This window comes from Campylobacter australis (assembly GCF_050586305.1).
Classification (GTDB): Bacteria; Campylobacterota; Campylobacteria; order Campylobacterales; family Campylobacteraceae; genus Campylobacter_A.
Map to the genome: position 1 here is coordinate 152,002 of NZ_JAXUAA010000001.1, position 23,688 is coordinate 175,689.

30 protein-coding genes are annotated in these 23,688 nt (G+C 37.0%); 3 read left to right on the plus strand and 27 right to left on the minus strand.

The window, feature by feature from the left end:
- Nucleotides 1-74 precede the first annotated feature (74 nt).
- Together U5B17_RS00755 and U5B17_RS00760 are read left to right on the plus strand one after the other, a co-directional pair.
- Nucleotides 75-200, plus strand: coding sequence for a hypothetical protein (locus tag U5B17_RS00755; RefSeq protein ID WP_430803461.1), 126 nt, complete (start codon nucleotides 75-77; stop codon nucleotides 198-200).
- 60 nt (nucleotides 201-260) lie between these two features.
- Nucleotides 261-713 (plus strand): pyrimidine dimer DNA glycosylase/endonuclease V, encoded by a 453-nt coding sequence (locus U5B17_RS00760; RefSeq protein ID WP_430803462.1) that lies wholly within the window; start codon nucleotides 261-263, stop codon nucleotides 711-713.
- A gap of 21 nt (nucleotides 714-734) precedes the next feature.
- On the opposite strand, the gene U5B17_RS00765 is transcribed toward U5B17_RS00760, so the two are convergent.
- The 27 genes from U5B17_RS00765 to U5B17_RS00895 all read right to left on the minus strand — a co-directional run bounded on the left by U5B17_RS00765 (nucleotide 735) and on the right by U5B17_RS00895 (nucleotide 22,439).
- Nucleotides 735-1,844: a glycosyltransferase family 9 protein gene (locus U5B17_RS00765; RefSeq protein WP_430803463.1), complete on the minus strand. Its 1,110-nt coding sequence runs from the start codon at nucleotides 1,842-1,844 to the stop codon at nucleotides 735-737.
- Between the two features lie 44 nt (nucleotides 1,845-1,888).
- Nucleotides 1,889-2,653: a tRNA 2-thiocytidine biosynthesis TtcA family protein gene (locus U5B17_RS00770; protein WP_430803464.1), complete on the minus strand. Its 765-nt coding sequence runs from the start codon at nucleotides 2,651-2,653 to the stop codon at nucleotides 1,889-1,891.
- Entirely contained in the window at nucleotides 2,650-3,333 is a 684-nt protein-coding gene (locus U5B17_RS00775) for a 5'-methylthioadenosine/adenosylhomocysteine nucleosidase (RefSeq protein WP_430803465.1), read from the minus strand. Before U5B17_RS00775 ends, U5B17_RS00770 begins: the two co-directional genes overlap by 4 nt.
- On the minus strand, nucleotides 3,330-4,253 hold the full coding sequence (gene fabD / locus U5B17_RS00780) for an ACP S-malonyltransferase (RefSeq protein ID WP_430803466.1): 924 nt from the start codon (nucleotides 4,251-4,253) through the stop codon (nucleotides 3,330-3,332). The genes U5B17_RS00775 and fabD overlap by 4 nt, the downstream gene beginning before the upstream one ends.
- Before the next feature lie 9 nt (nucleotides 4,254-4,262).
- Nucleotides 4,263-4,892, minus strand: coding sequence for an FKBP-type peptidyl-prolyl cis-trans isomerase (locus U5B17_RS00785; protein WP_430803467.1), 630 nt, complete (start codon nucleotides 4,890-4,892; stop codon nucleotides 4,263-4,265).
- 57 nt (nucleotides 4,893-4,949) lie between these two features.
- The gene (locus tag U5B17_RS00790) at nucleotides 4,950-5,807 is read right to left on the minus strand and encodes a tetratricopeptide repeat protein (RefSeq protein ID WP_430803468.1); all 858 of its coding nucleotides are present in this window, start codon (nucleotides 5,805-5,807) and stop codon (nucleotides 4,950-4,952) included.
- A gap of 5 nt (nucleotides 5,808-5,812) precedes the next feature.
- Nucleotides 5,813-6,319: an OmpA family protein gene (locus U5B17_RS00795; RefSeq protein WP_430803469.1), complete on the minus strand. Its 507-nt coding sequence runs from the start codon at nucleotides 6,317-6,319 to the stop codon at nucleotides 5,813-5,815.
- Between the two features lie 53 nt (nucleotides 6,320-6,372).
- Nucleotides 6,373-7,638, minus strand: a complete 1,266-nt coding sequence (gene tolB, locus U5B17_RS00800; RefSeq protein WP_430803470.1) for a Tol-Pal system protein TolB — start codon at nucleotides 7,636-7,638, stop codon at nucleotides 6,373-6,375.
- Between the two features lie 17 nt (nucleotides 7,639-7,655).
- Nucleotides 7,656-8,573: a TonB C-terminal domain-containing protein gene (locus U5B17_RS00805; RefSeq protein WP_430803471.1), complete on the minus strand. Its 918-nt coding sequence runs from the start codon at nucleotides 8,571-8,573 to the stop codon at nucleotides 7,656-7,658.
- Between the two features lies 1 nt (nucleotide 8,574).
- The gene (locus tag U5B17_RS00810) at nucleotides 8,575-8,967 is read right to left on the minus strand and encodes a biopolymer transporter ExbD (RefSeq protein ID WP_230055999.1); all 393 of its coding nucleotides are present in this window, start codon (nucleotides 8,965-8,967) and stop codon (nucleotides 8,575-8,577) included.
- A 10-nt stretch (nucleotides 8,968-8,977) separates the two neighbouring features.
- Nucleotides 8,978-9,547: a MotA/TolQ/ExbB proton channel family protein gene (locus U5B17_RS00815; RefSeq protein ID WP_430803472.1), complete on the minus strand. Its 570-nt coding sequence runs from the start codon at nucleotides 9,545-9,547 to the stop codon at nucleotides 8,978-8,980.
- Nucleotides 9,548-9,937 carry an ATP synthase F1 subunit epsilon gene (gene atpC, locus U5B17_RS00820; protein WP_430803473.1) on the minus strand — a complete coding sequence of 130 codons (390 nt, stop codon included), beginning with the start codon at nucleotides 9,935-9,937 and terminating at the stop codon, nucleotides 9,548-9,550.
- Between the two features lie 18 nt (nucleotides 9,938-9,955).
- Entirely contained in the window at nucleotides 9,956-11,353 is a 1,398-nt protein-coding gene (atpD, locus tag U5B17_RS00825; protein ID WP_430803474.1) for a F0F1 ATP synthase subunit beta, read from the minus strand.
- A 16-nt stretch (nucleotides 11,354-11,369) separates the two neighbouring features.
- Complete coding sequence (atpG, locus tag U5B17_RS00830) at nucleotides 11,370-12,257, minus strand: ATP synthase F1 subunit gamma (protein ID WP_430803475.1); 888 nt, start codon at nucleotides 12,255-12,257, stop codon at nucleotides 11,370-11,372.
- Nucleotides 12,258-12,266: 9 nt separating this feature from the next.
- Nucleotides 12,267-13,784 carry a F0F1 ATP synthase subunit alpha gene (gene atpA, locus U5B17_RS00835; protein WP_430803476.1) on the minus strand — a complete coding sequence of 506 codons (1,518 nt, stop codon included), beginning with the start codon at nucleotides 13,782-13,784 and terminating at the stop codon, nucleotides 12,267-12,269.
- A 14-nt stretch (nucleotides 13,785-13,798) separates the two neighbouring features.
- Complete coding sequence (locus U5B17_RS00840; protein ID WP_430803477.1) at nucleotides 13,799-14,329, minus strand: F0F1 ATP synthase subunit delta; 531 nt, start codon at nucleotides 14,327-14,329, stop codon at nucleotides 13,799-13,801.
- The gene (locus tag U5B17_RS00845; RefSeq protein WP_430803478.1) at nucleotides 14,329-14,835 is read right to left on the minus strand and encodes a F0F1 ATP synthase subunit B; all 507 of its coding nucleotides are present in this window, start codon (nucleotides 14,833-14,835) and stop codon (nucleotides 14,329-14,331) included. Before U5B17_RS00845 ends, U5B17_RS00840 begins: the two co-directional genes overlap by 1 nt.
- Nucleotides 14,836-14,843: 8 nt before the next feature.
- Complete coding sequence (locus U5B17_RS00850) at nucleotides 14,844-15,266, minus strand: FoF1 ATP synthase subunit B' (protein ID WP_430803479.1); 423 nt, start codon at nucleotides 15,264-15,266, stop codon at nucleotides 14,844-14,846.
- Between the two features lie 92 nt (nucleotides 15,267-15,358).
- The gene (locus U5B17_RS00855) at nucleotides 15,359-16,228 is read right to left on the minus strand and encodes a ParB/RepB/Spo0J family partition protein (RefSeq protein ID WP_430803480.1); all 870 of its coding nucleotides are present in this window, start codon (nucleotides 16,226-16,228) and stop codon (nucleotides 15,359-15,361) included.
- 8 nt (nucleotides 16,229-16,236) lie between these two features.
- A complete protein-coding gene (locus U5B17_RS00860) occupies nucleotides 16,237-17,016 on the minus strand; it encodes a ParA family protein (protein WP_230056009.1) in 780 nt (259 codons plus the stop codon).
- Nucleotides 17,013-17,645 carry a biotin--[acetyl-CoA-carboxylase] ligase gene (locus tag U5B17_RS00865; protein ID WP_430803481.1) on the minus strand — a complete coding sequence of 211 codons (633 nt, stop codon included), beginning with the start codon at nucleotides 17,643-17,645 and terminating at the stop codon, nucleotides 17,013-17,015. The genes U5B17_RS00860 and U5B17_RS00865 overlap by 4 nt, the downstream gene beginning before the upstream one ends.
- Nucleotides 17,629-18,540 (minus strand): methionyl-tRNA formyltransferase, encoded by a 912-nt coding sequence (fmt, locus tag U5B17_RS00870; RefSeq protein ID WP_430803482.1) that lies wholly within the window; start codon nucleotides 18,538-18,540, stop codon nucleotides 17,629-17,631. The genes U5B17_RS00865 and fmt overlap by 17 nt, the downstream gene beginning before the upstream one ends.
- Nucleotides 18,537-19,367 carry a hypothetical protein gene (locus tag U5B17_RS00875; protein WP_430803483.1) on the minus strand — a complete coding sequence of 277 codons (831 nt, stop codon included), beginning with the start codon at nucleotides 19,365-19,367 and terminating at the stop codon, nucleotides 18,537-18,539. The genes fmt and U5B17_RS00875 overlap by 4 nt, the downstream gene beginning before the upstream one ends.
- A gap of 93 nt (nucleotides 19,368-19,460) precedes the next feature.
- On the minus strand, nucleotides 19,461-20,510 hold the full coding sequence (gene obgE / locus U5B17_RS00880) for a GTPase ObgE (protein ID WP_430803484.1): 1,050 nt from the start codon (nucleotides 20,508-20,510) through the stop codon (nucleotides 19,461-19,463).
- A gap of 165 nt (nucleotides 20,511-20,675) precedes the next feature.
- Nucleotides 20,676-20,936: a 50S ribosomal protein L27 gene (rpmA, locus tag U5B17_RS00885; RefSeq protein ID WP_430803485.1), complete on the minus strand. Its 261-nt coding sequence runs from the start codon at nucleotides 20,934-20,936 to the stop codon at nucleotides 20,676-20,678.
- A 10-nt stretch (nucleotides 20,937-20,946) separates the two neighbouring features.
- Nucleotides 20,947-21,258: a 50S ribosomal protein L21 gene (gene rplU / locus U5B17_RS00890; RefSeq protein WP_430803486.1), complete on the minus strand. Its 312-nt coding sequence runs from the start codon at nucleotides 21,256-21,258 to the stop codon at nucleotides 20,947-20,949.
- Between the two features lie 146 nt (nucleotides 21,259-21,404).
- Nucleotides 21,405-22,439 (minus strand): cytochrome-c peroxidase, encoded by a 1,035-nt coding sequence (locus tag U5B17_RS00895; protein ID WP_430803487.1) that lies wholly within the window; start codon nucleotides 22,437-22,439, stop codon nucleotides 21,405-21,407.
- A gap of 175 nt (nucleotides 22,440-22,614) precedes the next feature.
- On the opposite strand from U5B17_RS00895, the gene flhB reads away from it, so the two are divergent.
- Entirely contained in the window at nucleotides 22,615-23,688 is a 1,074-nt protein-coding gene (gene flhB / locus U5B17_RS00900; protein ID WP_430803488.1) for a flagellar biosynthesis protein FlhB, read from the plus strand.

Here is a 23,688-nt window from a genome sequence, read left to right on the forward strand (position 1 = left end):
GTATGGAAGAAAAGGGTGTAGAGAGGTTGCTATTGGCGGTGATGATGAGTTAAGTAGCATACAGGTGCGTGATAATGGCTGAGTATTTAATTATGAAGAGTGAATTTACGCAGGCAAAAGAGCTTTTGGAGTCTATTTTAAGTATTGCCAATGAGCTAAAAGAGGGATATGATGACTTGCTAAATGATACGATTTTTTAAAGCTGATGTGCTTTTGGATATGATTAAGAGATTTGATTTTTTATCGGTTGGTAGGGCTTGATGCGTCTATGGTCTCTGGATTTTTCGTATTTAGATGCCAAGGGCTTAGTGGCGTTGTGGTGTGAGAGCTTGCTTGCAAAGCATGTGATCTTGGGATTAACGAAGGGTTATAAAAACCATCCGCAGCTTGATCGCTTTTACGCTCACAAAACGCCAAATTTAGCCATTGATGCCTATTTGTTTGAAATTTATAAAGAAGCAAGTGTGCGTGGATATAAATTTGAGCTATCAAAAGTTGGCGATGAAAGCTATCTAAAAAGTCTTGCAAATGTCGGTAAGATCGCGGTTACAAGCGGGCAAATTTTATATGAGTTTGAGTTTTTACAAACAAAGCTAAAAATGCGGGATCAGGCAAAATTTAAACAAAATCAAAGCATAAAACAGCCAAAGGCGATGAGTCTTTTTGAAGTAAAACAAGGCGCAATAGAGCCATGGGAGAAGGTTAAAATTTAAACCAGTGAGCACAATATAGGCTCACTTGTCATCATTATAATCTTGAGCATAATTTGTAAATTTTAAAATTTCAGCACTTAACCATCTTGCGGCATTTTGCATATCAAAGTTGCTAGTATCGTTAGAATTTTCTTTTTTGTCGCTTGTTAATATGCAAAGGGAAGGTATATTTTTTGCAATAAGTGGCTTCCATGTACCTTTATTTGGATAGTTGTCTGCGAAAAAACTAAGCAGTGGTTTTTTGAGTGCGCAAGCTATATGCAAGGCTGCACCATCTACTGCAATTACAATATCTGCACTATCAACAAGAGATAAAAACTCATCTAAATTTACTTTTGGTGCTAGTTTTAGATTCTTATTGTGGGTTAAAATTTTTGAAAAATATACTTCAGAGCCAGTAGTATTACTAAGTAAAAAGCAAACATTTTGTGATACCTTCCATTCATTTTTTGTATTGCATGTTTGATTTAGCAAGTTGCTTATTTCGCTGGCTGGTATCTCTCTTTTTGAACCTTGAGGACAGAGTAGGATTTTTATGCTATCTTTTTGCCAAAAATTTGTAACTTTTGTAATTAATTTTTTATCTATCAAAAGAGTACTTTGGGGACTTGGAAGGTTAAAAATTTCTCCCAAAATGCTGTGATTAAGATAATGACTAAGTGGTGTTCCTAGTGGTATGTTCGCATTTATGTCATAATCGTTTATGTTTTTAAGATTATAAAATTTTTTATTAAGCTTATTAAATATTATGACAATTTTTGGATTTAAAAGATGTGTTTGCATAATTGAATAAGATGTGAAATTTCCACCAAAATCAAGCATTATATCCCACTTGTTGCTATTTTTTATGTAAGAAAAAATGCTTTCTTCTATTAATTCATCACAAAGGTTGCTCCGCTTAAAAATAAGCTTATTTGTATTTGATACTATAACTCCAAGCTTTGCTTGCGGATAAATTTTACGAATTTGTAAAAGATGTGCAGTATGAACTACTGCGTCGCCAATTGCTCCACTTCCTAATGGTCTAAGCAAAATAGACTTTGTGTTTTTGATTTTTTGTTTTATTTCACTTATATTTGCATTTTTTTGTCTGTTTTTTAGTAGGTTTACTAATATTTTTTTAAAAATCATTTTTTTCTTTTTGTTTAGGAAATATATAATAAAAGCTTACTAGGTTAGTTCTCATGTGTCAGTGTGGAATTTGCAAAAAATGTATCTGCATGTATGTTGCCAAACGCAGACTTAAGACTTACAAAAAATTTTGGATTTTTCTGCTCAAACTCTGCAAGCATTGCCTTCGTATCGGCTCTGGCAAATGGCTCTTTGCCGCCGTATTGTTTGGCAGGACATGCCTCTTCTTCGTTCATGATCGGAAGCTCATTTTTTGTCGCAAAGTCCCTTATCTGCCGTTCTCTTGCAAGAATTAGCGGTCTTATTACAACAAGCCCATTTTTAGCCGTGTATCTAGGGGCTAGTGTTCTAAGTGCGCCATTGTAAGTGAAATTCATAAAAAAACTCTCGGCAGCATCGTCTAAATGGTGTGCGATGGCGATCTTGTTAAAGCCATTTTCAAGTGCATAAGTGTAGAGATAGCCACGACGCATTCTCGAGCAAAAGCTGCAAAATGTCGTATTTGTGCGGATTTTTTCTTGCCCAAATTCAAAAATTTTTGTTTCAATAACTTCATAATCTATCTCATGCTCTTTGAAATGCTCTTTAATGGGCGTAAAATTTTCACCTATACCATAGCCTATAGTAACGGCTTTAAAGCTCCAATTTAATGGACTTACCGAGCAAAAGTGCTTCATTGTGTGTGCTAGACTCATGCTGTCTTTGCCGCCACTAAGAGCTAGTAAGATTTTGTCATTTTCTTCAAACATTTTATATTTTGCATTTGTCTGCCCAACGATACGAAGAAGCTTTTTGCTAAGCTCTATCATAAAGCCTTTACCATCTCTATGACAAATTTTGCGCTTATGTTTGCTGAGCTGTTTAAAAACTCGTCAAAATCGACATCTGCTCCGCCACCAGCCTCGTCGCTGATAGCTCTAAGCATAAAAAACGGCACATTTAGCTGCGTGCAAACTTGTGCGACACTACCGCCTTCCATCTCAACGGCATCGGCATTAAATGTATTTTTGATCCACTCTTTTTTGTTCTTATCGCAGACAAATTGATCTCCAGTTGCGATAACTCCACCGATGAGTTTTATACCTTGTTTTTGAGCCACTTTTTGGGCCAGCTCGTTTAGGCTCTGATCTGTTCTGCTAAAAATTTCAATCCCAGGAACAAAGCCATGCGGATGCCCAAACGCCGTAATATCAAGATCATGCTGAACTAGACTTGTTGCATAGAGTATATCGCCAATATGTAAATTTTCATTTAGCGAACCAGCAACTCCAGTAAAAAGTAGCTTTTTTGCTCCAAATTTTTGCACCAAAATGCTTGTGGTTAGGGCTGAATTTACCTTGCCGATCTTTGAGTAAGCGACGACTACATAGTTGTTGCCTATCTTGGCTGTGTAGAATTTATTATTTGCAAATTCAGTTGTTTCATATTCGCCGATCATCTGAAGTATCGGTGTAATCTCCTCTTGCATCGCTCCAAGTATAGCTATCATGTGTTATCCTTTATAAATTTTACAGCTTCTTCAAGGCTTGTCATATCAGTGATGCTAAGCGTTGGGGAGTCTGTGATCTTTTTGTTTATGCCTTTTAGCACGCTTGAGCCAAATTCGATATAGATCTCAGCCTTGTTACGCTCAATGCTTTGTTTGTAAAGAACTGGCTCGGTAAGCTGCCTTTGTAAAAGTGCAAGTGCTTGAGTTTTATCAGTGTAGGCAGTTGCGCTTACATTTGAGATGACTGGGGCAAAGGTCGGCTTTAAAATTTCGCTAAGTTTCTCGACCAGTTTTTGGCTTGCATTTTGTAAAATAGGGCAGTGGCTCGCTACTGACATATTAAGCAACATTGCACGCTTTGCGCCAGCCTCTTTAAATTTGCTCTCAAGCTTGGCAAGATCAGCGCTTAGTCCAGCTACGACCACCTGTCCGTTGCAGTTAAAATTTGCAACATATGCAAAAAGACCCTCGTCTCTTGCGTTGGCACAAATTTGCTCGATTTTATCGTCTGCTAAATTTAGCACAACCATCATGCCAGCACCCTTACCGTCGCAGTCTTGTTGCATAAATTTGCCCCTGAGATTGACTATATTTAAAGCATCTAAAAACTCAAATGCTCCGCTTGTAGCTAGTGCGCTAAACTCGCCAAGTGAGTGTCCGAGCGAAAAAGCAGGAGCCATCTCTACGCGCTCTTTTAAAGCCAAAAAGCTCATAAGTGAGTTTAAAACGATTGCTGGCTGGGTAAATTCACTGATGTTTAGCTTGTCATTTTCCTCAAAAAGCAGGTGTTTAAAATCTATTTTTAGCTCGTCTGACGCTTGTTCAAATAGGTTGCGTGCGGAGGTAAAATTTTCATAAAATTCTCTACCCATGCCAAGGCTTTGAGAGCCTTGACCTGGAAATATAAAAGCGGTTTTCATGCGCATATCTTAGTGGTGTCCGCCGCAGCCGCAGCCGCCGTGTCCGTGGTGGTGATCGTCATCGTCATCATCGTGATGATGTCCGCCACAACATCCGCCACCGCCATGTCCATGACCTCCACAACATCCGCCACCGCCATGATCGTGTCCGTGGCTGCCACAACCACAAGAGTGTGCGCCACCAACCATGCCAGTAGCTTTTTCATCCTCTGTCGGCTCCCTCATCTCTAAAATTTCTACATTAAATAATAGATCTTTGCCAGCGTATGGGTGGTTAAAATCTACCATAACCTCATCTGTGCCAATAGCTTTTACAATTACACGCACGCTTGAGCCGTCTTCGTTTTGACCAAACAGCTCCATGCCTTCTCTAAGCTCAATACCCGCAAACTGCTCTTTTGGCAGGCTTTGAACGGCTGAACTATCATACTCGCCACACGCCTGAGCTGCTGGTATGTGAATTTCTTTGCGATCGCCTTCTTTTAAAGCTAAAACCTCTTCTTCTAGTTTTTCTATAACATGTCCGCGTCCAGTCAAAAATGAAATTTGACCTCCGCCTTGCATATTTGACTCTAAAATTTCTCCGTTATTTGCATCTCGCAATTCATAAAACATAGATATGACTATCTCTTTACTCACATTATCTCCTTAAATGGTTTAAAATAATGTAAGATTATAGCGAAAAAAGATAAATTTTTAGTTTCGATTTGGTGAGGCTTGTGCCTCTTTGCTTTCAGGGTAGCCTACTTTTAAGGCTTTGTAGAATTTATTTGCACTTGCCGTATCGCCTACTTTATCAAAACTAATTGCTGTATGATACAAGAGTCTTGGCACATGTGAGCCACTATCGCTTTGTTCGATACTTTTTTGATAGTATTTGATGGCTTGAGAGTAGGATTTTTGCTTATACGCAATCTCTCCAAGGTAGAAATTTGATGTTGCAGGTTGGTATTTTTTACTAACAAGATGTTCAAAATGCTCTCTTGCTTCATCATTTTTATTGGAATTAAAAAGATTAACAGCATCATTCATAATGGTTTTGTTGTCTTTTTTTGATAAATTTACGCCATTGCTGTTTGTGTTTGAGTTATCAGCCTGTGGTTTTGATGTGGCTGGTGCACTTGACTTTTTATCTATCAGAGTGCCAAGCTGGTTCAGAGTCTTTGTGATTTTTTGATAGTTGCTTTCTTGGATAGCACGAGTTTGATCGATCTCTTTTTTTAGAGATTGAAGGGATAGATTGGACGCGGAAGCATTCATATCATCTCCATTTACTCTAAGCTCTATCTCGTTCATTCTTTGCTCTAGTCTAGCCATACGGGCATTCATACCCTCTATAATACTTTGCAACCCCTGAATTTGCTCTGAAACTGAGCCGAGATTGTCTTGTATAGTCGCAACGCTTCTTTTGTTTTTTAAGAGCTCTTTTTCGTTTTCTGTAAGTCCATAAGGGTTTTCAGCATTTAAATTTCCAGCTCCAAAAGCAGATACTTCAGCAAAAAGTGGTATAGTGGCTGCCATAAAAACAGCCACAAATTTTAGAGTTTTTTTCATATAAATTATGGAAGAACTTTAAAGTCAGCGCGTCTATTTTGAGCGTCGCAAGCCTTAGTCTTATCTGAACAAACCGGGTTGCTTTCGCCAAAACTTACAACAGCGATTCTGTCAGCTGAAACGCCATTTCTTACAAGAGCGTCTTTTGTACTCTTAGCACGCTTAAGACCAAGTGCGTAGTTATACTCATCTGTTCCCCACTCATCGCAGTTACCTTCAATTTTGATAGAAAGAGCTTGTGCGTCAGCTTGGTTAAATAGTGAAGCATTTGAGCTGATAACACCTTGCTCGCTTGGTTGAATATTAAATTTATCAAATGCAAAATATACACTTTTAACTTGCGAGTTGAGGCTATTAATAAGAGCGTTTAATCTGTCTGAATCACTCATCATGTCGCCAGATTTCATTGTTGAGTCATTACTTGCACTCATATCTACTTCTGGAGCTTTTGAGCTACAACCACTAAAAACTAATGCTGCAAGAGCAATACTTGATAATACAACTTTTGTCATACGAATCCTTTTTTAAAAATTTCGTGCAATTATACCATAAAATTTTATTTTTTTTACCAGTCTATGGACTGAATTTTACCAATTTTTAATGGAAATTGAAAACTTTTATTCTCATTTAGTCTTATAACACCTAAATTACTTTGTCCAGCATGTTCTTTTATGTAAACAACACTTTGACCATCGCTAGAAAATCTTGGATAGTTATTTTTCCCGCTTGCGGTTAGTTGACGGATAAAATTTGTCTGAGTTGAGATAAGATAAATATTAAATGTATTTGTAGCGTCACCGCTTCCCTCACGACTTGAATACACTACGTAGTTTTCAAAAGTACTAACGGAGTTATTATTTCTACCGTGATATACCATTTGTTCAACGCTTGCTGAGTTGTTTATGCCTGTTGCAAAGATATTTGGATAGCCAAGTCTGTCTGACACAAAAACCACGCGAGTATCGTTATCTACGAAATTTCCATTAACATCAATACCTGGATAGTTGGTTACTTGGGTTAAATTTTTTGATATAGTGTCATAAATATATATATCTGGTTGGTCTTTTGGCGCCATAGTCAAAAGTACTTTTTGTCCGTTTTTACTAACATCAGATGCGATTAGCATTCCGTTGCTATCTATAATCTTACTTTTTGCTCCAGTCTCTAGGCTGTATCTAAAAAGTGTTGGCTTGTTATTGATGTAAGATGTGTAGTAAAATGTTTTTTGGTCAGCACCACCCCATTTTGGAAATATATTTAGCCCGCCTTTGATTATAGGCTTTTGATATGTTAGTGTGTAGTCAGCAACAGAGATAATGCTTTCACGAGCTGAGGTGTATTTTGCAAAGATGATATATTTTTCCATCCAACCTACTGGCGGTAAATTTAGCTCATTTGTTAGCTCAACAATACTTTTATGTGCCAAAAATGGATATTTATCGCCGTTCATTGTGTAGATTTTTTCATATCTTGTGCTAGCCTTTCTAGCATCAATCAGCTTTACCTTGAGATTTAACTGTGAATTTTGTGAGCCTTCAAGTGCGTATCTTAAGATAAGCTCTGTATTTTTATCGCTCATTACATTTGTATATGAGTCGCCATCATAAGTTGATGTGATGTACTCATCAACAACCTCAAAATCAGAACTGACCTTTAAATCGCCCATCATAATCTTAAAAAATTTCTCTTTAAAAGTAGGGTCGGTGATGGCCGTAGTTGCATCTTGAAGCACTATTTTTGGCAGCGCAATGCCTTGATTTATAACCGATATAGTTGCATCTGCGCCAAAAAGGCTAAGGGCAAAGGTAAAAATCAAAATGATCTTTTTCATTAATATCCTCCGTGGATTTATTGTGTGTCTAGTTTATCTTCTAATTTTAAATTTAAAGTAATTGTCGTGCCATTTGGTGAAAATGGAAATTTCTCACTCTTTAAAATTTCAAGGCACTCTTTTACTTTTTTATTAAATGCTTCATCGTATGGGAGTTTTGTGATGTTGTAGTTAAAATTTCCATATCCGTCTATCGTTACTGTAACTTCGGCAAAGTTATTTGAGTTTGCCTTATATGCTCGCCACCGTCTTTCAATCTGCTTTGATATAGCCCCACGAAGTGGATCATATGTTCCAGTTTTTTGCTCTTTTGGGGCTGATGCGGTTTTATCAAGCTTTAGGCTTTTTACTATGTCGCTTGCATCGCTACTCGGTTTTGAGGCTGGCTTTTCGCTTTTTTGTCTTGACTGAACCTTTTGTTCTTTTGGTTTTTCTTCTGTTTTTAATTTGCTTGTGTCGATATCGCTAAATAAATTTTTTAAATTTGGCTTTGTTTCGTAAATTTCCTCTTTTTTTATCTCTTTTGCAGTCTCTGTTATGGTTGGTACTGGTATTGGTTCTGGTTTTGGCTCTTCTTTTGGTTCTTGTTGTTTTGGCTCAGGCTGCTTTACTGGAAGGGTTGGAGTAGGAAGAGGTTCTTCTGGGATAACTGGCTTATTTGTAGTTTTTTCATTAAGCTCTTCTTTTGTCTTTTCCTCTTTTTTTTGTTCTTGTTTTTTGATCTCTTGTTTTTGCTCCGGAGCTTTTAACTCTTGCTCCTCTTTTAGGGGCTCAGGAACTAATACATCTATATAAGCATCTTTGTCATCAGTATAGCGTTTTGCTGTCTCAACAAAGGCTGTTAGTTGAAAAAAAAGTATAAGGATAATAATTAAATATATAGATAAAGCTACAAAAAACGAGCTTATCGTTGGGAATTTTGTCTTTTGTAGCATTTTATCCGTTTGTTTGAAGTGCAACTTTTGTAAAACCTACATTTTTTAAGCTTTTTAAAACAAACATAACATCATCGTATTTTAAATTTTTATCAGCTTTAATGTAAATCGGCGTAGATTTATCGTATTTTGAACCCATCAAAACAATGTTGTCAGGGAACTCTTCAAGGCTCATAAGACTTTGTTCTATACGAACTTGACGCTTTTCATTTACAAAAACAACAAGATCTTTTTTTTCGACTGCTGATGTTTTTGTTTTTGAGCCTTCTGGTAAAGCTATATCCTCTTGATATGTTATGGTTGGCATGGTAACCATCAAAATAGCTAGCAAAACCAGCATAATATCAACAAGAGGGGTAATGTTTAGCTCTGGGCTATCATCTTGAAATTTCATAGACACTAGACTATTCTTTCATGCTTATTAAAACATCTGCTTGTCTTTCTAGTGTTCCCATTAGTTCATAAGAACGCCTTTTTATAAGCAAGTTAAATGTATATGCTGGTATTGCTACGAAAATTCCAGCTCCCGTTGCAACAAGTGCTTCTGAGATGGCTGGTGCGATGATCCCAAGTGATGCGTTGCTACCATTTCCAAGACCTGAAAATGTTTCTAGTATGGATATAACTGTGCCAAATAGTCCGATAAAAGGCGAAGTAGAAGCTATAATGCTAAGCCAAGCAAGACCGCTCGTAGCATTTTTTTCAGCCAAACTTAAGCATACATTTAACTTTGCACGGGTTACTTCTCCTGCGGCACATTTTCTTAAAGAGGCATCAGTAGGTAAAATTTTTGAACCCATTAAAAGAGACTCTAATGCTGACTGCTCACGCTTTTGCCACTTACTAAGACCTGCCATGCGTGAAAAAAGTATCGTAAAGCTAATGATAAAATATATAGATAGCCATACTAAAACAATTATTGTTATAAAACTACTTCTTGATAGGTAGTTTAAGAAAAGATCGATACCACCCACTTATTTGGCTCTCACTATATTTTCCATTTTTGCTATAGTGCTTGCAAATGCATTTGCATCACTGCTAATACTCTCAATAAGTTCGCGTGCTTCGTTTAGTTTATTTGCTAAGTCGCTCTCGTTATTTCCAGCAACATAGACAGCACCATCTGCTAAAACAACTACTTTGCCTTCGTCTATTTTTGCATATCCCCAGTTTATAGCTACTACATCTCGACTCTTATCTTTGCCTTCAATGTCGATAATACCAGAGCTCAAAAGAGAGATGAGTGATGCGTGGTTTGGTAAAACACCAAACTCACCATCACTACCAGGAAGCACTACGCTAGCCACTTCATCAGAAAATATCTGACCATGTGGAGTTACTATTTCCAAATGTAATTTATCCATTACGCTTCCTTTAAATTTTTAGCCTTTTAGTTTCTCTGCTTTTGCAATCGCCTCATCTATGCCACCAACCATATAAAACGCTGCTTCTGGAAGGTGATCGTATTTGCCCTCTAAAATTCCTTTAAAGCCAGCAATACTCTCTTCAAGTGTTACATATTTACCAGGGCTACCTGTGAAAACCTCTGCAACGAAGAATGGTTGAGATAAGAATCTTTCGATCTTTCTAGCTCTATCAACAGTGACCTTATCCTCTTCGCTAAGCTCGTCCATACCAAGAATCGCGATGATATCTTGAAGGTCTTTATATTTTTGAAGAACAGCTTGAACGCCGCGAGCTACTTTATAGTGATCTGCACCTAAAATTTGTGGATCTAGCATTCTTGAAGTTGAATCAAGTGGATCAACCGCAGGATAGATACCTTTTTCAGCAATAGCACGGTTAAGAACCGTAGTTGCATCAAGGTGTGCAAAAACAGTTGCAGGAGCCGGGTCTGTAAGGTCATCAGCTGGAACATAAACAGCTTGAACTGATGTGATAGAGCCTTTTTTAGTTGATGTGATACGCTCTTGGAATTTTCCCATTTCGCTTGCTAATGTTGGCTGATAACCAACCGCTGATGGGATACGACCAAGTAGAGCCGACATCTCTGAACCTGACTGAGAGAAACGGAAGATATTATCAATAAACATCAAAACATCAAGTCCCATCTCATCACGGAAATATTCAGCCATTGTAAGACCTGTTAGAGCGATACGGTTTCTTGCCCCTGGTGGCTCGTTCATCTGACCGTAGCATAGGGCAACTTTATCCAAGACATTAGACTCTTTCATCTCGTGATAAAGGTCGTTTCCTTCACGAGTTCTTTCACCAACACCAGCAAATACTGAGTAGCCACTGTGCTTAAATGCAACATTGTGGATAAGCTCCATAATAATAACCGTTTTACCAACACCAGCACCGCCAAATAGTCCAACCTTACCACCCTTTGCATAAGGCGCAAGAAGATCAACTACTTTGATACCTGTTTCAAAAATTTCAGACTTTGTGCTTTGCTCTTCAAATGGAGGAGGATCGCGGTGGATTGACCAGCGTTTATCAAAGCTTATATTTTCTCCTTCATCAATCAAATCACCTACAACATTAAAAATTCTACCTAAAACTTTTTCGCCAACTGGAACGCTAATAGGTGCCCCAAGTGCTGTTGCTGTAAGACCACGAGTAAGACCCTCGCTCATATCCATAGCTATCGTTCTAACGCGGTTGTCGCCTAGGTGAGCGGCAACCTCAAGGACTAGCTTATTTTTCTTGCCCTCAACTTCAAAAAATACTTCAATAGCTTCGTTAATTTTTGGAAGATAGTCGTTAAAATCAACATCAACGACAGGTCCCATAACTTGGCTGATAATACCTTTCATTTATACTCCTTTTTTCTTATTTCATCGATTCAACGCCACTGATAATCTCAATAAGCTCAGTGGTTATAGATTGTTGTCTTGCCTTGTTATAAGCAAGATTTAGTTGTTTTACACGCTCTTTTGCATTGTTTGTTGCATTATCCATCGCTTGCATTCTGGCACTATGTTCAGCCGCCAAGCTGTCAATAAGAGAGTAATACATGCTGTACTCAAGATATTTTTTAAGCAACTCATCTAAAATTTGAGCATTGTTATCTTCTGGTTCAAACTCCATCAAAGAATTTGTCTCAGTTTGCTCTAAAACAGGCGGTTCTATAGGTACTAGATGATTTATCTTTATCTCTTGCGAGATCATATTTTTATAGCCGTTGTGAACTACTATAACTTTATCTGTTGTTCCAGCGTTAAAGTCTTTAATAGCATCTTGGATAATACCTTGAGCTTTTTCGTAATTTGGTGATGAGCTTACGCCTATATAGGTTTCTAACATATCTATGCCTTGGAAATTGAAAAACTCAATACCCTTTTTACCAACTGCACGCAATCTAACTTTTATCTTTTTTGATTTAAACTCATCTATTAACTTTCTAACGCTTTTAATAGTTGATACATTAAATCCTCCACAAAGCCCTTTATCTGCGGTTACAAATATAATATCTACCTTTTCAATTTTATCTTTTTTCTCAAAGAATTTGCTCTCATTTGCTACGGAGCCATATTGGTTGATCTTATAAGCAATTTCAGAAAGAACTTCATCTATCTTTTGAGCGTACATACGAGACTTTCTTGCTGCCTCTTCGGCTTTGCGAAGCTTTGCTGTTGATACAAGCTTCATTGCACGGGTAGTCTTTTGCGTGTTTTGAACGCTCTTGATATTTCGTTTTATATCTTTTAAATTTGCCATATTCTAGCCTTAGTTAGCAGAGAAAGTCGCTTTAAAATCTTTCAATGCTTTATGTAAAAGCTCCTCTGCCTCTTTATCAAGAGCTTTTTTAGTTCTAATTTGTTCAAAAATTTCAGGATACTTAGCCTCAACATAAGGATAAAGTTCAGCTTCAAATTTTGTTACACTTGATGTTGTGATATCGTCAAGATAGCCTTTTGCACCTGCAAAGATGATTAAAACTTGATTTTCAACTGGAAGTGGGCTGTAAGGTGGCTGTTTTAGTACTTCAACCATTTTTTGACCGCGCTCTAGTTGCTTTCTTGAGCTTTCATCAAGATCGCTTGCAAATTGTGCAAATGCTTGAAGCTCTCGGTATTGAGCCAAGTCAAGTCTTAAATTTCCAGAAACTTGTTTTGTAGCTTTAATCTGTGCTGCACCACCAACGCGAGAAACTGAAAGACCAACATTTATCGCAGGGCGGATACCTGAGTTAAATAGGTCTGTTTCAAGGAAAATTTGACCATCAGTAATAGAAATAACATTCGTTGGGATATAAGCAGAAACATCGCCAGCTTGTGTTTCAATGATAGGAAGCGCTGTAAGAGAGCCAGCACCAAGTGCGTCGTTTAGCTTGCTTGCTCTTTCAAGTAGTCTTGAGTGAAGGTAAAATACATCACCTGGATAAGCCTCACGACCTGGAGGACGGCGTAAAATCAAAGACATCTCACGATAAGCCACGGCATGTTTTGAAAGATCATCGTAAATAATAAGCGCATGGCGTGAGTTATCACGGAAATATTCACCCATAGTGACACCAGCATAAGGAGCAAGGTATTGAAGAGCGGCAGTATCAGAAGCGCCTGCATTTACAACTATGGTATAGTCCATAGCTCCGTACTCTTCTAGTTTTTTAACAACTTGTGCAACGGTTGATTGTTTTTGACCGATAGCAACATAGATACAAACAACATCTTGACCTTTTTGGTTGATGATAGTATCTATCGCAACTGTTGTTTTGCCTGTTTGGCGGTCGCCAATGATAAGCTCACGCTGACCTCTACCAATCGGAACTAGTGCGTCGATAGCCTTGATACCTGTTTGAAGCGGCTCATGAACTGATTTTCTAGCCATAATGCCTTTTGCTTTTTCTTCAACGAAACGAGTTTCTGTAGTTTCGATCGGACCTTTTGCGTCGATTGGCTCGCCAAGCGAATTTACAACACGACCTATTAGCGCATCTCCAACTGGAACACGAAGAAGCTTTTTAAGGCGTTTAACCGAACTTCCTTCTGTAATATTACTTGTTTTACCTAGGATAACGATACCAACGCTACTTTCTTCAAGGTTAAGAGCCATGCCTTTTTCACCACTCTCAAACTCGACCATTTCGCCAGCCATAATGTTTTTAAGACCATAAACATTTGCAACGCCATCCGCAACAGAAATAACCTTGCCAGTCTCTTCAACATCAACATTTAAATCAAAATTTTCGATTCTCTCTTTGATGATCGCACTGATCTCATCAGCTCTATTTTTTACGCTCACGCTTTTACTCCTTTTTATATTGCTTTTAATATATATTCGCTCAACTGTGCTCTAAGCCTATCGACTGAGAAACTTACTTCTACACCCAAATCTTTAAGCTCGATCTTTATACCTTTATAGTTATCTTTTGCGCTTTCGAGTTTGATTTGAGCATTAAAACGCTTTGAAAATTTATCTTCAAGCGCTTTTATGTCATTTTCGCTTAAATTTAAATCGCCATAAATTTCACCCAAATATACATTTTCTATAATTGCCTTTTGTGCTTTTAGCTCTTTGTATATCGTTGGTAATAGCTCTAGTCTCTTGTTTTCGCCAAGTAGTTTGATAAAATTTTTAAACTTTACATTTGGGTTTTCAACCAATGAAAGTATGAAATCAACCTTTGATGCTATTTTAAGAGTAGGTATGCTAATTATACTTTGAAATTTAGGTAAAGCAAACGCATCTGAGATTTTTTGTAAATTTGCCAAAAATCCATCAAGCTCACTCTTGTCTGTGCCATTTAAAATGGCTTTTACATATTTTTTTGCTGTTATCTCATTCATTAGCTAACCTTCTTAAGAACGATGTTTACAAGCTCTTTTTGATCTATCTTTAGACTATCATTTGCAAAAATTTCATTCAAAATTTCATTTACGACAGATTTTGTCATCTTGCGTTCTTCAAATTCTTTTTGCTCTTTGAAGCTCTTTTCGATATTTATAATGTCTTGCTCTGTGTCTTTTTTAACTTTCTGAGCTAAATTTAAAGCCTCTTTTTGAGCGGTTTCAATAAGGCTAGCAGCATTTATCTTCGCCTCTTCAACCTTTTTTATAGCCTCATCTTTTTGGCTTTTTGAAGAATTTAGTTTTTCTTCTATGCTTTTAAGCTTACTTGCTATCTTGTTAATCCTGTCAATATACATTTGTTTAAGTGGCTTGGCTATAAAATATATAAGAATTCCAAAAAATAGTAAAAAGTTTAGCGTTCTTTCGACTATATCATAGTTTGTGCCATGACTGCTAGCAAAAGCAAATGCTTGCAAAATCAGTAAAGGTAGAATAAATCTCATCTCTCCCCCTAAATTCTTACTAATTTGTCATTCAAAACAGATTTTAGCTCAGGAAGTTTTGAGCTTAAACTTGCTTTTAGTTCATCTTTTTGGGCATTTAATGTGCTCAAAAATGCGTTATAGTCAGCCTCAAGTACAGATCTCTTGGCTTCAACCTCTTTAAGTGCAACACCTTTTGCTGCATTTAATGCCTCTTGTCTTATTTTGTTGGCTTCGTTTCTTGCGTTTTGTATGATGCTTTCAGCTTCTGCTTGATATACGCTTAGATCGCTAACATTTTTACTTGCGCTCTCCTCGTCATTTTTTATAGAGGCGTTACGCTCGTCTATAAATTTCAGCATTGGTTTATAAAGCATAGGGTTTAAAATCGCTATAAGCCCTAGAAAAACGACTGCCGTCAAGATAACAAGAGATGGATTTATCTCTAACATTAACTCTCCTTAAAGTTTTTATTAATCTTGTGAAAACAAAAATAAAGCCGATTTTACTATAAATAAGTAAAAAATTAGATTAAATTTAAATATTACTGAGATATTTTTTCAATAAAATTTTTAATATCTGTAGTATCTTTAAATTCAATTATTAGATTTTTGTTTTTTATTTTTGTATTTAAATTTAGTTTTTTTAGTTTGTTTTCAAGCCTATTAAGCTCATCTTTATACTCTTTGCTAAGTTCAAGAATTTGCTTTTTGGGCGCTGTTTTGTCTTTTAGTTTTTTAACTAAAATTTCAGTTTCTCGCACATTTAATTTTTGTCCTATTATCGTATCAACTACTGTTTTTTCATCATCTTGGCTAAGTCCAACTAAAACTTTCGCATGCCCTTGAGTTATCTTTTCATCCATTAAAAGAGACTGAGTTTGCTTTGATAAGGTAAGTAGGCGAAGTGTATTGGTTATTTGTGTGCGACTTTTGTGAATGATATTTGCCAGTGCGTCTTGAGTGATTTTATACTCATTTATTAGCTCTTGATAGGAAGTTGCAAGCTCAATAGGGTTTAAATTTTCGCGCTGTATATTTTCTATCAGGGCTATTTCGCGTAAATTTTTTGAGCCAAGATCTGCTACGATAGCCTTTATCTTGTCCTCGCCAAGCATCTTTGTTGCTCTATATCTGCGCTCACCAGCAATAAGCATATAGCCATTATCTTTTTTAATGACAATAATAGGTTGAATAAGCCCATGCCTTTTTATACTTTCGCTAAGCTCCTTTAGTGCCTCGGCATCGAAATTTTTGCGCGGTTGATAGGGGTTTGGTGTGATAAGTGAAATTTCAAGCTCTTCAACCGTATCTGAGCTTACACCAAAATAGTCTAGTATCTCATCATCTTCGTATGCTGACTTTGCTTCTGAGAGCATATTTCCAAAATTGATTTTTACTTTTTCTTTTGCCATATTTTCCCTTAACTTAGTATCGAATGCGCCAAATTTTGATATGCGATTGAACCTGGTGATTTTATGTCATAAAGTATGACTGGCTTTCCAAAGCTAGGACTTTCAGCTAGTTTAATGTTTCGCGGTATGATAACAAAATCATCAGCATCTTTGATTGCAAAAAGCTTACTTTTGAAATTCTCTTTTAGGTTATTAACCGCCTCTTTTGAGAGATTGTTTTGCGAGCTAAACATTGTTGGTAAAAAGCCACGCACACTTAGTTTTGGATTAATCGTTTTTTTGATATATTTTACAGTGTTTAGTATAAGTGCAACGCCATCAAGTGCGTAAAATTCACACTGTATCGGTATTATAACACTATCGCTTGCACTAAGTGCATTTACTGTTATGCCACCAAGTGCGGGTGGGCTATCAATAATGACAAAGTCATAATCATCCTTCACCTCTTCTAGTTTTTTACGAAGGATAAGCTTTAGCTCTTTGTCTTTATCGTTAAATTCGCGTTCAATACTGACAAGCCCTATGTTTGATGGCGCTAGAAATAGGGTTGGGATTTGTGTTGGAAGGACGATTTGTGATAGCTTTTTAGAGCCTGTTAAAACATGATAGATATTAAACTCATAGTCGCTTCTTTTAAAACCCATTCCAGTTGTTGCGTTTGCTTGCGGATCGATGTCTATAAGCAGGACTTTTTTCTCAGCCACAGCAAGTGACGCAGCTAAATTTACGGCTGTCGTCGTCTTTCCGACACCACCTTTTTGGTTTGCAATGGTTATAACTTCGCTCATCTTAAAGAATACACCTTTTTATTATTTAGAAAAATGGCTCCATCGTCACAAAGTGTAGCATCTGCTAAATTTACGCTACTTTCGCCGATGTGTGTGATGAAGTTTTTTGATTTGACAAATTCTACACTAAATTTGCTAAAAATCTGCTTCCATGAAATTTTTTTACCAAGCTCATCTATAAAACCTAAGGCTAGGTTATTTGGGCTAATGTTTATGTCTAAAATACCCGCATTTTCAGGTGCTTGAGCCAAATTTAAACCTATCGAGCCGATATAGATTTTACTAATTTTTGTGCTTATAGTTCCGCCTATTTTTCGGTCATTTATGTAAAAGTCATTTGGCCATTTTACCCAGGCTTTTGACCCTAAATTTTCTAAAAAATTTTTCATTATCATTGAAAAATATATAGATATCGAAGAATCGCAGATGTCTTGAGAAAGGTCATTTTTATGCATACAAAATGATAAAAATAAATTTCCATCAAGCCCGATCCACTCATTTCCACGACTTCCAACGCCAGAACTTTGCCTTTTTGTGCAGATTGCAAATGGAGGTTTTTGTATGCCTAGCTTTATACGCTCACAAATTTCAATATGCGTAGAGCCACACTCATCAAGAAATTCTATCACCAACGCTAAGCCTTTTCCCATTTATGTACGCGCTCGCGCTCACGGCTTTTTTGCTTGGCTCTTGTATGGAGAGAATTTTTACTGCCTTGGTGCCACACGAGACGATAAAGCCATCTTTTTCTATCTTTAAAATTTTGCCAGCATCGCCAGAAAAATTCTCTTTTATTTTAAGTGATAAAATTTTAAGACCACTCTCTAAAAATAGACCAGGCCACGGTGTATAAGCACGAAATTTGTTGTAAATTTCGTCTGCATTTTCATCAAAGCTAAAAAGTCCGCTTTGTTTTTTTATCTTTTTGCAAATGCTTGCTTCATTATCATTTTGAGTAATTGGTTTTAGTGAGGTAAAATTTTTAAGAACAGAAACGATGAGAGTGCCTGCCATCTTTCCAAGTTCGATAAAAAGCTCACCAGCAGTTTTATGTTCGCAGTTTGTGTAGGCAAAATCGAGCATCGCCCCAGTATCCAGCCCTTCATCCATAAGCATGGCAGTAACGCCAGTTTGCTTTTCGTCATTTAAAAGTGCTGACTGGATAGGACTTGCACCGCGGTATTTTGGTAAGATAGAAGCGTGTAAATTTATGCAAGTTGCTATATTTAAAACCTCTTTTGGCAAAATTTGTCCATAAGCCGCAACAACTATAAACTCAGGCTTTAGTGCCTGAATTTGCTGATGTATCGCCTCACTTTTTAAATTTTCTGGCTGAAAAATTTTTATATCTGGATATTTTTCTTGCAAAAAAGCCTTTACATGTGGTGGTGTTAAAATTTGCTTTCTGCCCACGGGTTTATCGGGCTGTGTAAAAACTCCTGCAACATTAAAGCCAGCTTCTAAAATTTTAGATAAAATATCCGTAGCATATTCTGGAGTACCCATGAAAACGATATTTTTCATCTGTAGTACTCATATTTGTAACTATCTTCACGAAGCAGTTTGCCGTCATCGCTATAAATTTTAACATTGGTTAAGTTGTTATTTTTATCAACCGTGTTTTTATATGTCCAGCTTTCAAGAAGCGCAGGTTCGCTACCATCTGGCTTTTGCATCTCGGTATTTTGTATCAGAGTCACATGAGCTTTGTCATAAAGAATGTACTGTACTTTTGATTCGATCGGGCTAAGGAGTGATTTTTGCTTTAAATTTCCGTTTTCATCGTAAATGTAGCTAATGTCAAATATCACCATGCCGCTACCATCTTGCTCTTTTATCTTGTTGCCTTTTTCATCATATATGGTGTGAAACTCGGCGATAGTATAGCCGCCACTTCGTATTTGCTCTGTTAGAATTTTTCCATCTTTGCTAAATTTCTTAACTACTGTTTTTGCCTGTATCGGTTTTTTGCCATTAACAAATTCCTCTGCAGTTTGATAAAGTACTTCATCGCCAAATTCGTAGCTAAATTTTGTACTTGTGCCATCATTTGCATTTGCTAAGAGTCTAAAATTTTGAGCGTTTAGCTTGTATTCTATACTATGCTCTTTTTTGCCATCAACCTTTACTATCTCTTTTGTGATATATCCTTGCTCGTTAAAAAATACAGTTGTTTTTTCATTTTTGTTTTTGTTATCGTGCCAAGTTTGCGTTAGCTCCATGCTTTTTATTTTTCCATTTAGCTCAAACTCGCTCCAGCCACTTTGTTGCTTAAATTTGCTTAGCTCGCTTGCTAGTGATGATGTTACAAAAAGTACGAAAAATAGGCTAAAATTTAGAAATTTCTTCATTTTCTCTCCTTTGATTTTTTGTTTAGATTAGTTTTTTGCTGTGATAAATATAACCAAAAAGCATTTAAATCACACTCACAAAATACATAAATTTTACTTTTTATCTTTTTGTGTTAGTTCAAGAAGGTTAAATTTTAACTCCTTGATATTTTCATTTGTTGCTGAACTTATTGACATAATAAAGTAAGGTTTTGTAATGTCAAACTCATCTAAATTTTGTTTGAAATCTTGCTTATTATCGCCAAGCCCAAGATTAGAGATAAAGGCTGAAATTTTACTCTCATCATCGCAAGCATCAAGGCGAGTAAGAGCTATGGCGTAGGCACGGTTGGCAAGCTCTAGTGAAAATTTGGCAACCTCGCTTTTTAAAGTAAAAAATTGCTCGTTTAGCTCTCTGTAATTTGCCAAGTCAATCATATACAAAAGCACCTTTGTTCGCTCGATATGCTGTAAAAATTTAAGCCCAAGTCCGCGTCCATCGCTAGCTCCCTCGATGATGCCTGGTATATCAGCCATCACAAAGCCACTATACTCATCAACTTCAACAAGTCCTAGTTTTGGAGTAAGTGTTGTAAATTCATAGTTTGCTATCTGTGGTTTGGCATTTGAAACGGTTGAAATGAGTGTTGATTTGCCAACATTTGGAAAACCAACAAGCCCAACATCTGCGATAAGTTTTAGCTCTAAGCGGATATTTTTGCTCTCTTCTGGAAGTCCTTTTTGGGCGTATTCTGGGGCTTGATTAACAGAGTTTTTAAAATGCACATTTCCAAGACCACCTTTACCCCCTTTTAAAAATAGTACTTTTTGTCCTTGTTCTGTCAAATCACAAAGCAGCTCACCGCTATCATCATCATAAACTGCTGTGCCAGGAGGTACGACTAAATTTAAACTCTCGCCCTTTTTGCCGTTCATTAGCTTTCCCATGCCAGGTTCGCCATTTTGGGCTTTTAAAGAGCGTTTGCCCTTATATGCTGCCAAAGTGTGAGAGTTATTATCTACGATAAAATAAACATCGCCACCATCGCCACCATCGCCACCATCTGGACCACCCATAATAACATGTTTTTCGCGACGAAATGATGCAGCACCAGCACCTCCGTGTCCAGATGAGACTGAAAATTTTACACTATCTATAAACATATTTTTTCCTTAATATCGCCATTTTAGAGTATTTTAACTAATTATATAACACATAAAATTCCGTCTTTATATGTAAATTTTTGAAATTTAAATTATATCAGTTTGTTGATTAAAGTTTAATTTTGTGAAATTTTTAAAGAGAGATGGGGCAAAAGCCCCAAAGCTTTATGCATTTGCTGGATAAACAGAAACTTTTTTTCTATTTTTATCTTTTTGCTCGAATTTTACATATCCGTCGATAAGCGCAAATATTGTGTGGTCTTTACCCATACCAACATTTGAGCCTGGATGAGTAGCCGTGCCACGCTGACGAATGATGATATTTCCAGCACGAACGAACTCGCTACCGAATTTTTTAACGCCTAAACGGCGACCTATACTATCACGGTTATTCTGGGTTGAACCCTGACCTTTTTTGTGTGCCATACCTTACTCCTTAGCCTGCGATACTTACGACTTTTACGCGAGTATATTGTCTTCTAAAACCGCGTTTGAGTTTTGAGTCTTTTCTTCTGCGTTTTTTGTAGATAACGACTTTTTTGTCTTTACCTTCTGTTACAACTTCTAAGACAACTTTTGCACCCTTAACAAATGGCGCACCTACCTTTAATTCGCCGTTATTTAGGACTAAAACATCCGTAACTTCGACTTTTGATTTTGGCTCAGCTGCAAAGTGATCAAGGTTAAGATACTGACCTTCACTTACCTTATACTGCTTACCGCCGTTCTTGATAATAGCGTATTTCATGCTATCCTTTCTAAATTTGGTAAGACCAAAAAGCACTTATTTAAAAGTTTATGGAGCTTTGTTGGTTAAGGCTCGGATTATATCTAAAATATTATAAATTTAAGCTAAATTTTAAGTAGTTTATGGGGCGCATACCGCCCCAAATTTTAATAATCAAGCTCTGGTTTTGAATTTTTATCAGTTGAAGCAGGAAACATTGGATATTCAACCTTTGGCATATCGCCCGTTAGTGAATTTAAAAATGTTACTATCTCATTTGCTTCTTTGTCATTTATCTCTATGCCAAGTTGTACGCTACCCATGGTTTGAACTGCCTCTTTTAGTGACCAAATAGCACCATTGTGAAAATAAGGTGTTGTTAGCTCAACATTACGAAGAGTTGGAGTTTTTACCATGCCGTTTGCATCGCCTTTGAAGTCGCCAATATTTGCAAACTGATACTTTGCAGCTACTTCAAACGGTTGTAGCGTTCCGCCTAAATTTATTCCGTTGTGACAGCTTGCACATCCTTTGTCTAGGAATGTTTTTAGTCCTTGTTTCTCTGCATCATTTAGTGCTTTTTTGTCTCCAAGTAGAAATTTATCAAATCTTGATGGAGTTACAAGAGTTCGCTCAAAGACACCTATGGCGGCATTTACTAAGTCAAAAGTTACTTCGCTATTAAAAGCTGTTTTAAACTCATCAACATAGGCTGGGATAGACTTTAAGCGCTCTACGACTAGCTCTGGCGTACTTGCCATTTCAGGTGCAGCAGTCATTGGTCCTGCAGCCTGTGCTGAAAGATGAGCAGCCCTTCCGTCCCAAAACTGAACTGAGTTAAAGACTGAGTTATAAACAGTAGGAGCGTTTATGTGATGTGGGTTTGGAGTCCATTTGTGGCCTGTTGAGGCTGGCACACCATCAGTTCCGCCAAGTCCTAGGTTGTGACAGGTATTACAGCTGATAATGCCCGACTTTGAAAGGCGAGGGTCAAAATATAGGCGTTTGCCAAGTTCATATCTAGCCTTAGTGCTTGGATGCTCTTTGGCGTCTGGTGCAGCTTCATTTATCATTTTATTTAGTGCTTTTTCATCACTTGGAATAGGCATAATGCTAAAATCAAGTGCTTGTTTTGCAAGATCGTTTGCAAATAATGAGCTAGCAAGAGCAACTGAACTTAGTATAAAAAACTTAGTTTTCATAACTACTCATTTTGTTTAAGATAAATTATAAAAATGTAATGATAATATAACTTTTCTAAATTTTTAATAAATTTTATTATTAGATATTTTTAAGTATTTAAGATAAAATTTCTCTTTTTAGGTAGTAAAAATAGCAAAAATCCGCTATAATGCCAGAAAAATTTAGTGAGAAATAATGGCTGGCGAAGACGAAGAAAAAACAGAAGAACCCACCTCCAAAAAGATAGAAGACGCCAAAAAGGACGGTAATGTCCCTAAAAGCCAAGATATGGCGGGCTTTATTACGCTTTGTATAGGCATAGGTGTGCTTATAGGCATGATAGGTTTTATAAAAAATCAAGTTGTTTTGCTTTATGAGTACTATGCGAAATTTATCGGTGTTGAGCTTACGCTAAAAACTATCCACCTAATCGCCATGAATACTATGTGGCGATTTTTGCTAATGATACTGCCTATTTGTGTTTGTGTAGCTATTGCTGGAGTTATAGCAAATGTTATGCAGTTTGGTCTGATTTTTACAACAAAGCCTATCACTCCTGATCTTAATAAGATAAACCCAATTAAGGGATTAAAGAATTTATTTTCAATGAAAAAGGCTATTGAAAGCGTCAAGATAACAGTCAAGGTCGCGGCTGTATTTGGTGTTGGATTTTACTTTTTTTTACAGTTTATTAAAGAGCTGCCATATGTACTGTTTTTTGGGATGTTTGATCAGCTTGGTTGGCTTATGGATAAGATGCTTATTTTGGTTGGAGTAATGCTTATCGTTCTTATGGTTATAGGACTTGCTGATCTTATGATAACTCGTTTTCAGTACTTTAAGGGGCTTAGGATGAGTAAGCAAGAGATAAAAGATGAGTATAAACAAATGGACGGTGATCCGCAGGTAAAGGCTAGAATTCGTCGTGTTCAGATGGAGGCTAGCCGTAAGCGTATGATGCAGCAAATTCCAGCCGCTGATGTTGTTATAACAAACCCAACTCACTACGCTGTGGCTATCCGTTATGATAAAACGCAAGATAATGCACCTGTTGTGGTCGCAAAAGGTGTAGATCTCATAGCTTTGCAAATACGGAAGATAGCGGCTGAAAATAGCGTTGAGATCGTGGAAAATCCGCCACTTGCTAGAGAGCTTTATAAAATTTGTGAGGTTAATGACGCCATACCTGAAAAGCTATTTCGTGCGGTTGCTGAGGTGCTAAGCTTTGTTTATATGGGTAATCAGCAAAAATTTAAAGACAAGCTCTAG

Coding starts and splice junctions, on each gene's coding strand:
- U5B17_RS00755 (WP_430803461.1), top strand. CDS start 75: ATGGCTGAGTATTTAATTATGAAGAGTGAATTTACGCAGGCAAAAGAG.
- U5B17_RS00760 (WP_430803462.1), top strand. CDS start 261: ATGCGTCTATGGTCTCTGGATTTTTCGTATTTAGATGCCAAGGGCTTA.
- U5B17_RS00765 (WP_430803463.1), bottom strand. CDS start 1,844: ATGATTTTTAAAAAAATATTAGTAAACCTACTAAAAAACAGACAAAAA.
- U5B17_RS00770 (WP_430803464.1), bottom strand. CDS start 2,653: ATGATAGAGCTTAGCAAAAAGCTTCTTCGTATCGTTGGGCAGACAAAT.
- U5B17_RS00775 (WP_430803465.1), bottom strand. CDS start 3,333: ATGATAGCTATACTTGGAGCGATGCAAGAGGAGATTACACCGATACTT.
- fabD (WP_430803466.1), bottom strand. CDS start 4,253: ATGAAAACCGCTTTTATATTTCCAGGTCAAGGCTCTCAAAGCCTTGGC.
- U5B17_RS00790 (WP_430803468.1), bottom strand. CDS start 5,807: ATGAAAAAAACTCTAAAATTTGTGGCTGTTTTTATGGCAGCCACTATA.
- U5B17_RS00795 (WP_430803469.1), bottom strand. CDS start 6,319: ATGACAAAAGTTGTATTATCAAGTATTGCTCTTGCAGCATTAGTTTTT.
- tolB (WP_430803470.1), bottom strand. CDS start 7,638: ATGAAAAAGATCATTTTGATTTTTACCTTTGCCCTTAGCCTTTTTGGC.
- U5B17_RS00805 (WP_430803471.1), bottom strand. CDS start 8,573: ATGCTACAAAAGACAAAATTCCCAACGATAAGCTCGTTTTTTGTAGCT.
- U5B17_RS00810 (WP_230055999.1), bottom strand. CDS start 8,967: ATGAAATTTCAAGATGATAGCCCAGAGCTAAACATTACCCCTCTTGTT.
- atpC (WP_430803473.1), bottom strand. CDS start 9,937: ATGGATAAATTACATTTGGAAATAGTAACTCCACATGGTCAGATATTT.
- atpD (WP_430803474.1), bottom strand. CDS start 11,353: ATGAAAGGTATTATCAGCCAAGTTATGGGACCTGTCGTTGATGTTGAT.
- atpG (WP_430803475.1), bottom strand. CDS start 12,257: ATGGCAAATTTAAAAGATATAAAACGAAATATCAAGAGCGTTCAAAAC.
- U5B17_RS00840 (WP_430803477.1), bottom strand. CDS start 14,329: ATGAATGAGATAACAGCAAAAAAATATGTAAAAGCCATTTTAAATGGC.
- U5B17_RS00845 (WP_430803478.1), bottom strand. CDS start 14,835: ATGAGATTTATTCTACCTTTACTGATTTTGCAAGCATTTGCTTTTGCT.
- U5B17_RS00850 (WP_430803479.1), bottom strand. CDS start 15,266: ATGTTAGAGATAAATCCATCTCTTGTTATCTTGACGGCAGTCGTTTTT.
- U5B17_RS00855 (WP_430803480.1), bottom strand. CDS start 16,228: ATGGCAAAAGAAAAAGTAAAAATCAATTTTGGAAATATGCTCTCAGAA.
- U5B17_RS00860 (WP_230056009.1), bottom strand. CDS start 17,016: ATGAGCGAAGTTATAACCATTGCAAACCAAAAAGGTGGTGTCGGAAAG.
- fmt (WP_430803482.1), bottom strand. CDS start 18,540: ATGAAAAATATCGTTTTCATGGGTACTCCAGAATATGCTACGGATATT.
- U5B17_RS00875 (WP_430803483.1), bottom strand. CDS start 19,367: ATGAAGAAATTTCTAAATTTTAGCCTATTTTTCGTACTTTTTGTAACA.
- obgE (WP_430803484.1), bottom strand. CDS start 20,510: ATGTTTATAGATAGTGTAAAATTTTCAGTCTCATCTGGACACGGAGGT.
- rpmA (WP_430803485.1), bottom strand. CDS start 20,936: ATGGCACACAAAAAAGGTCAGGGTTCAACCCAGAATAACCGTGATAGT.
- rplU (WP_430803486.1), bottom strand. CDS start 21,258: ATGAAATACGCTATTATCAAGAACGGCGGTAAGCAGTATAAGGTAAGT.
- U5B17_RS00895 (WP_430803487.1), bottom strand. CDS start 22,439: ATGAAAACTAAGTTTTTTATACTAAGTTCAGTTGCTCTTGCTAGCTCA.
- flhB (WP_430803488.1), top strand. CDS start 22,615: ATGGCTGGCGAAGACGAAGAAAAAACAGAAGAACCCACCTCCAAAAAG.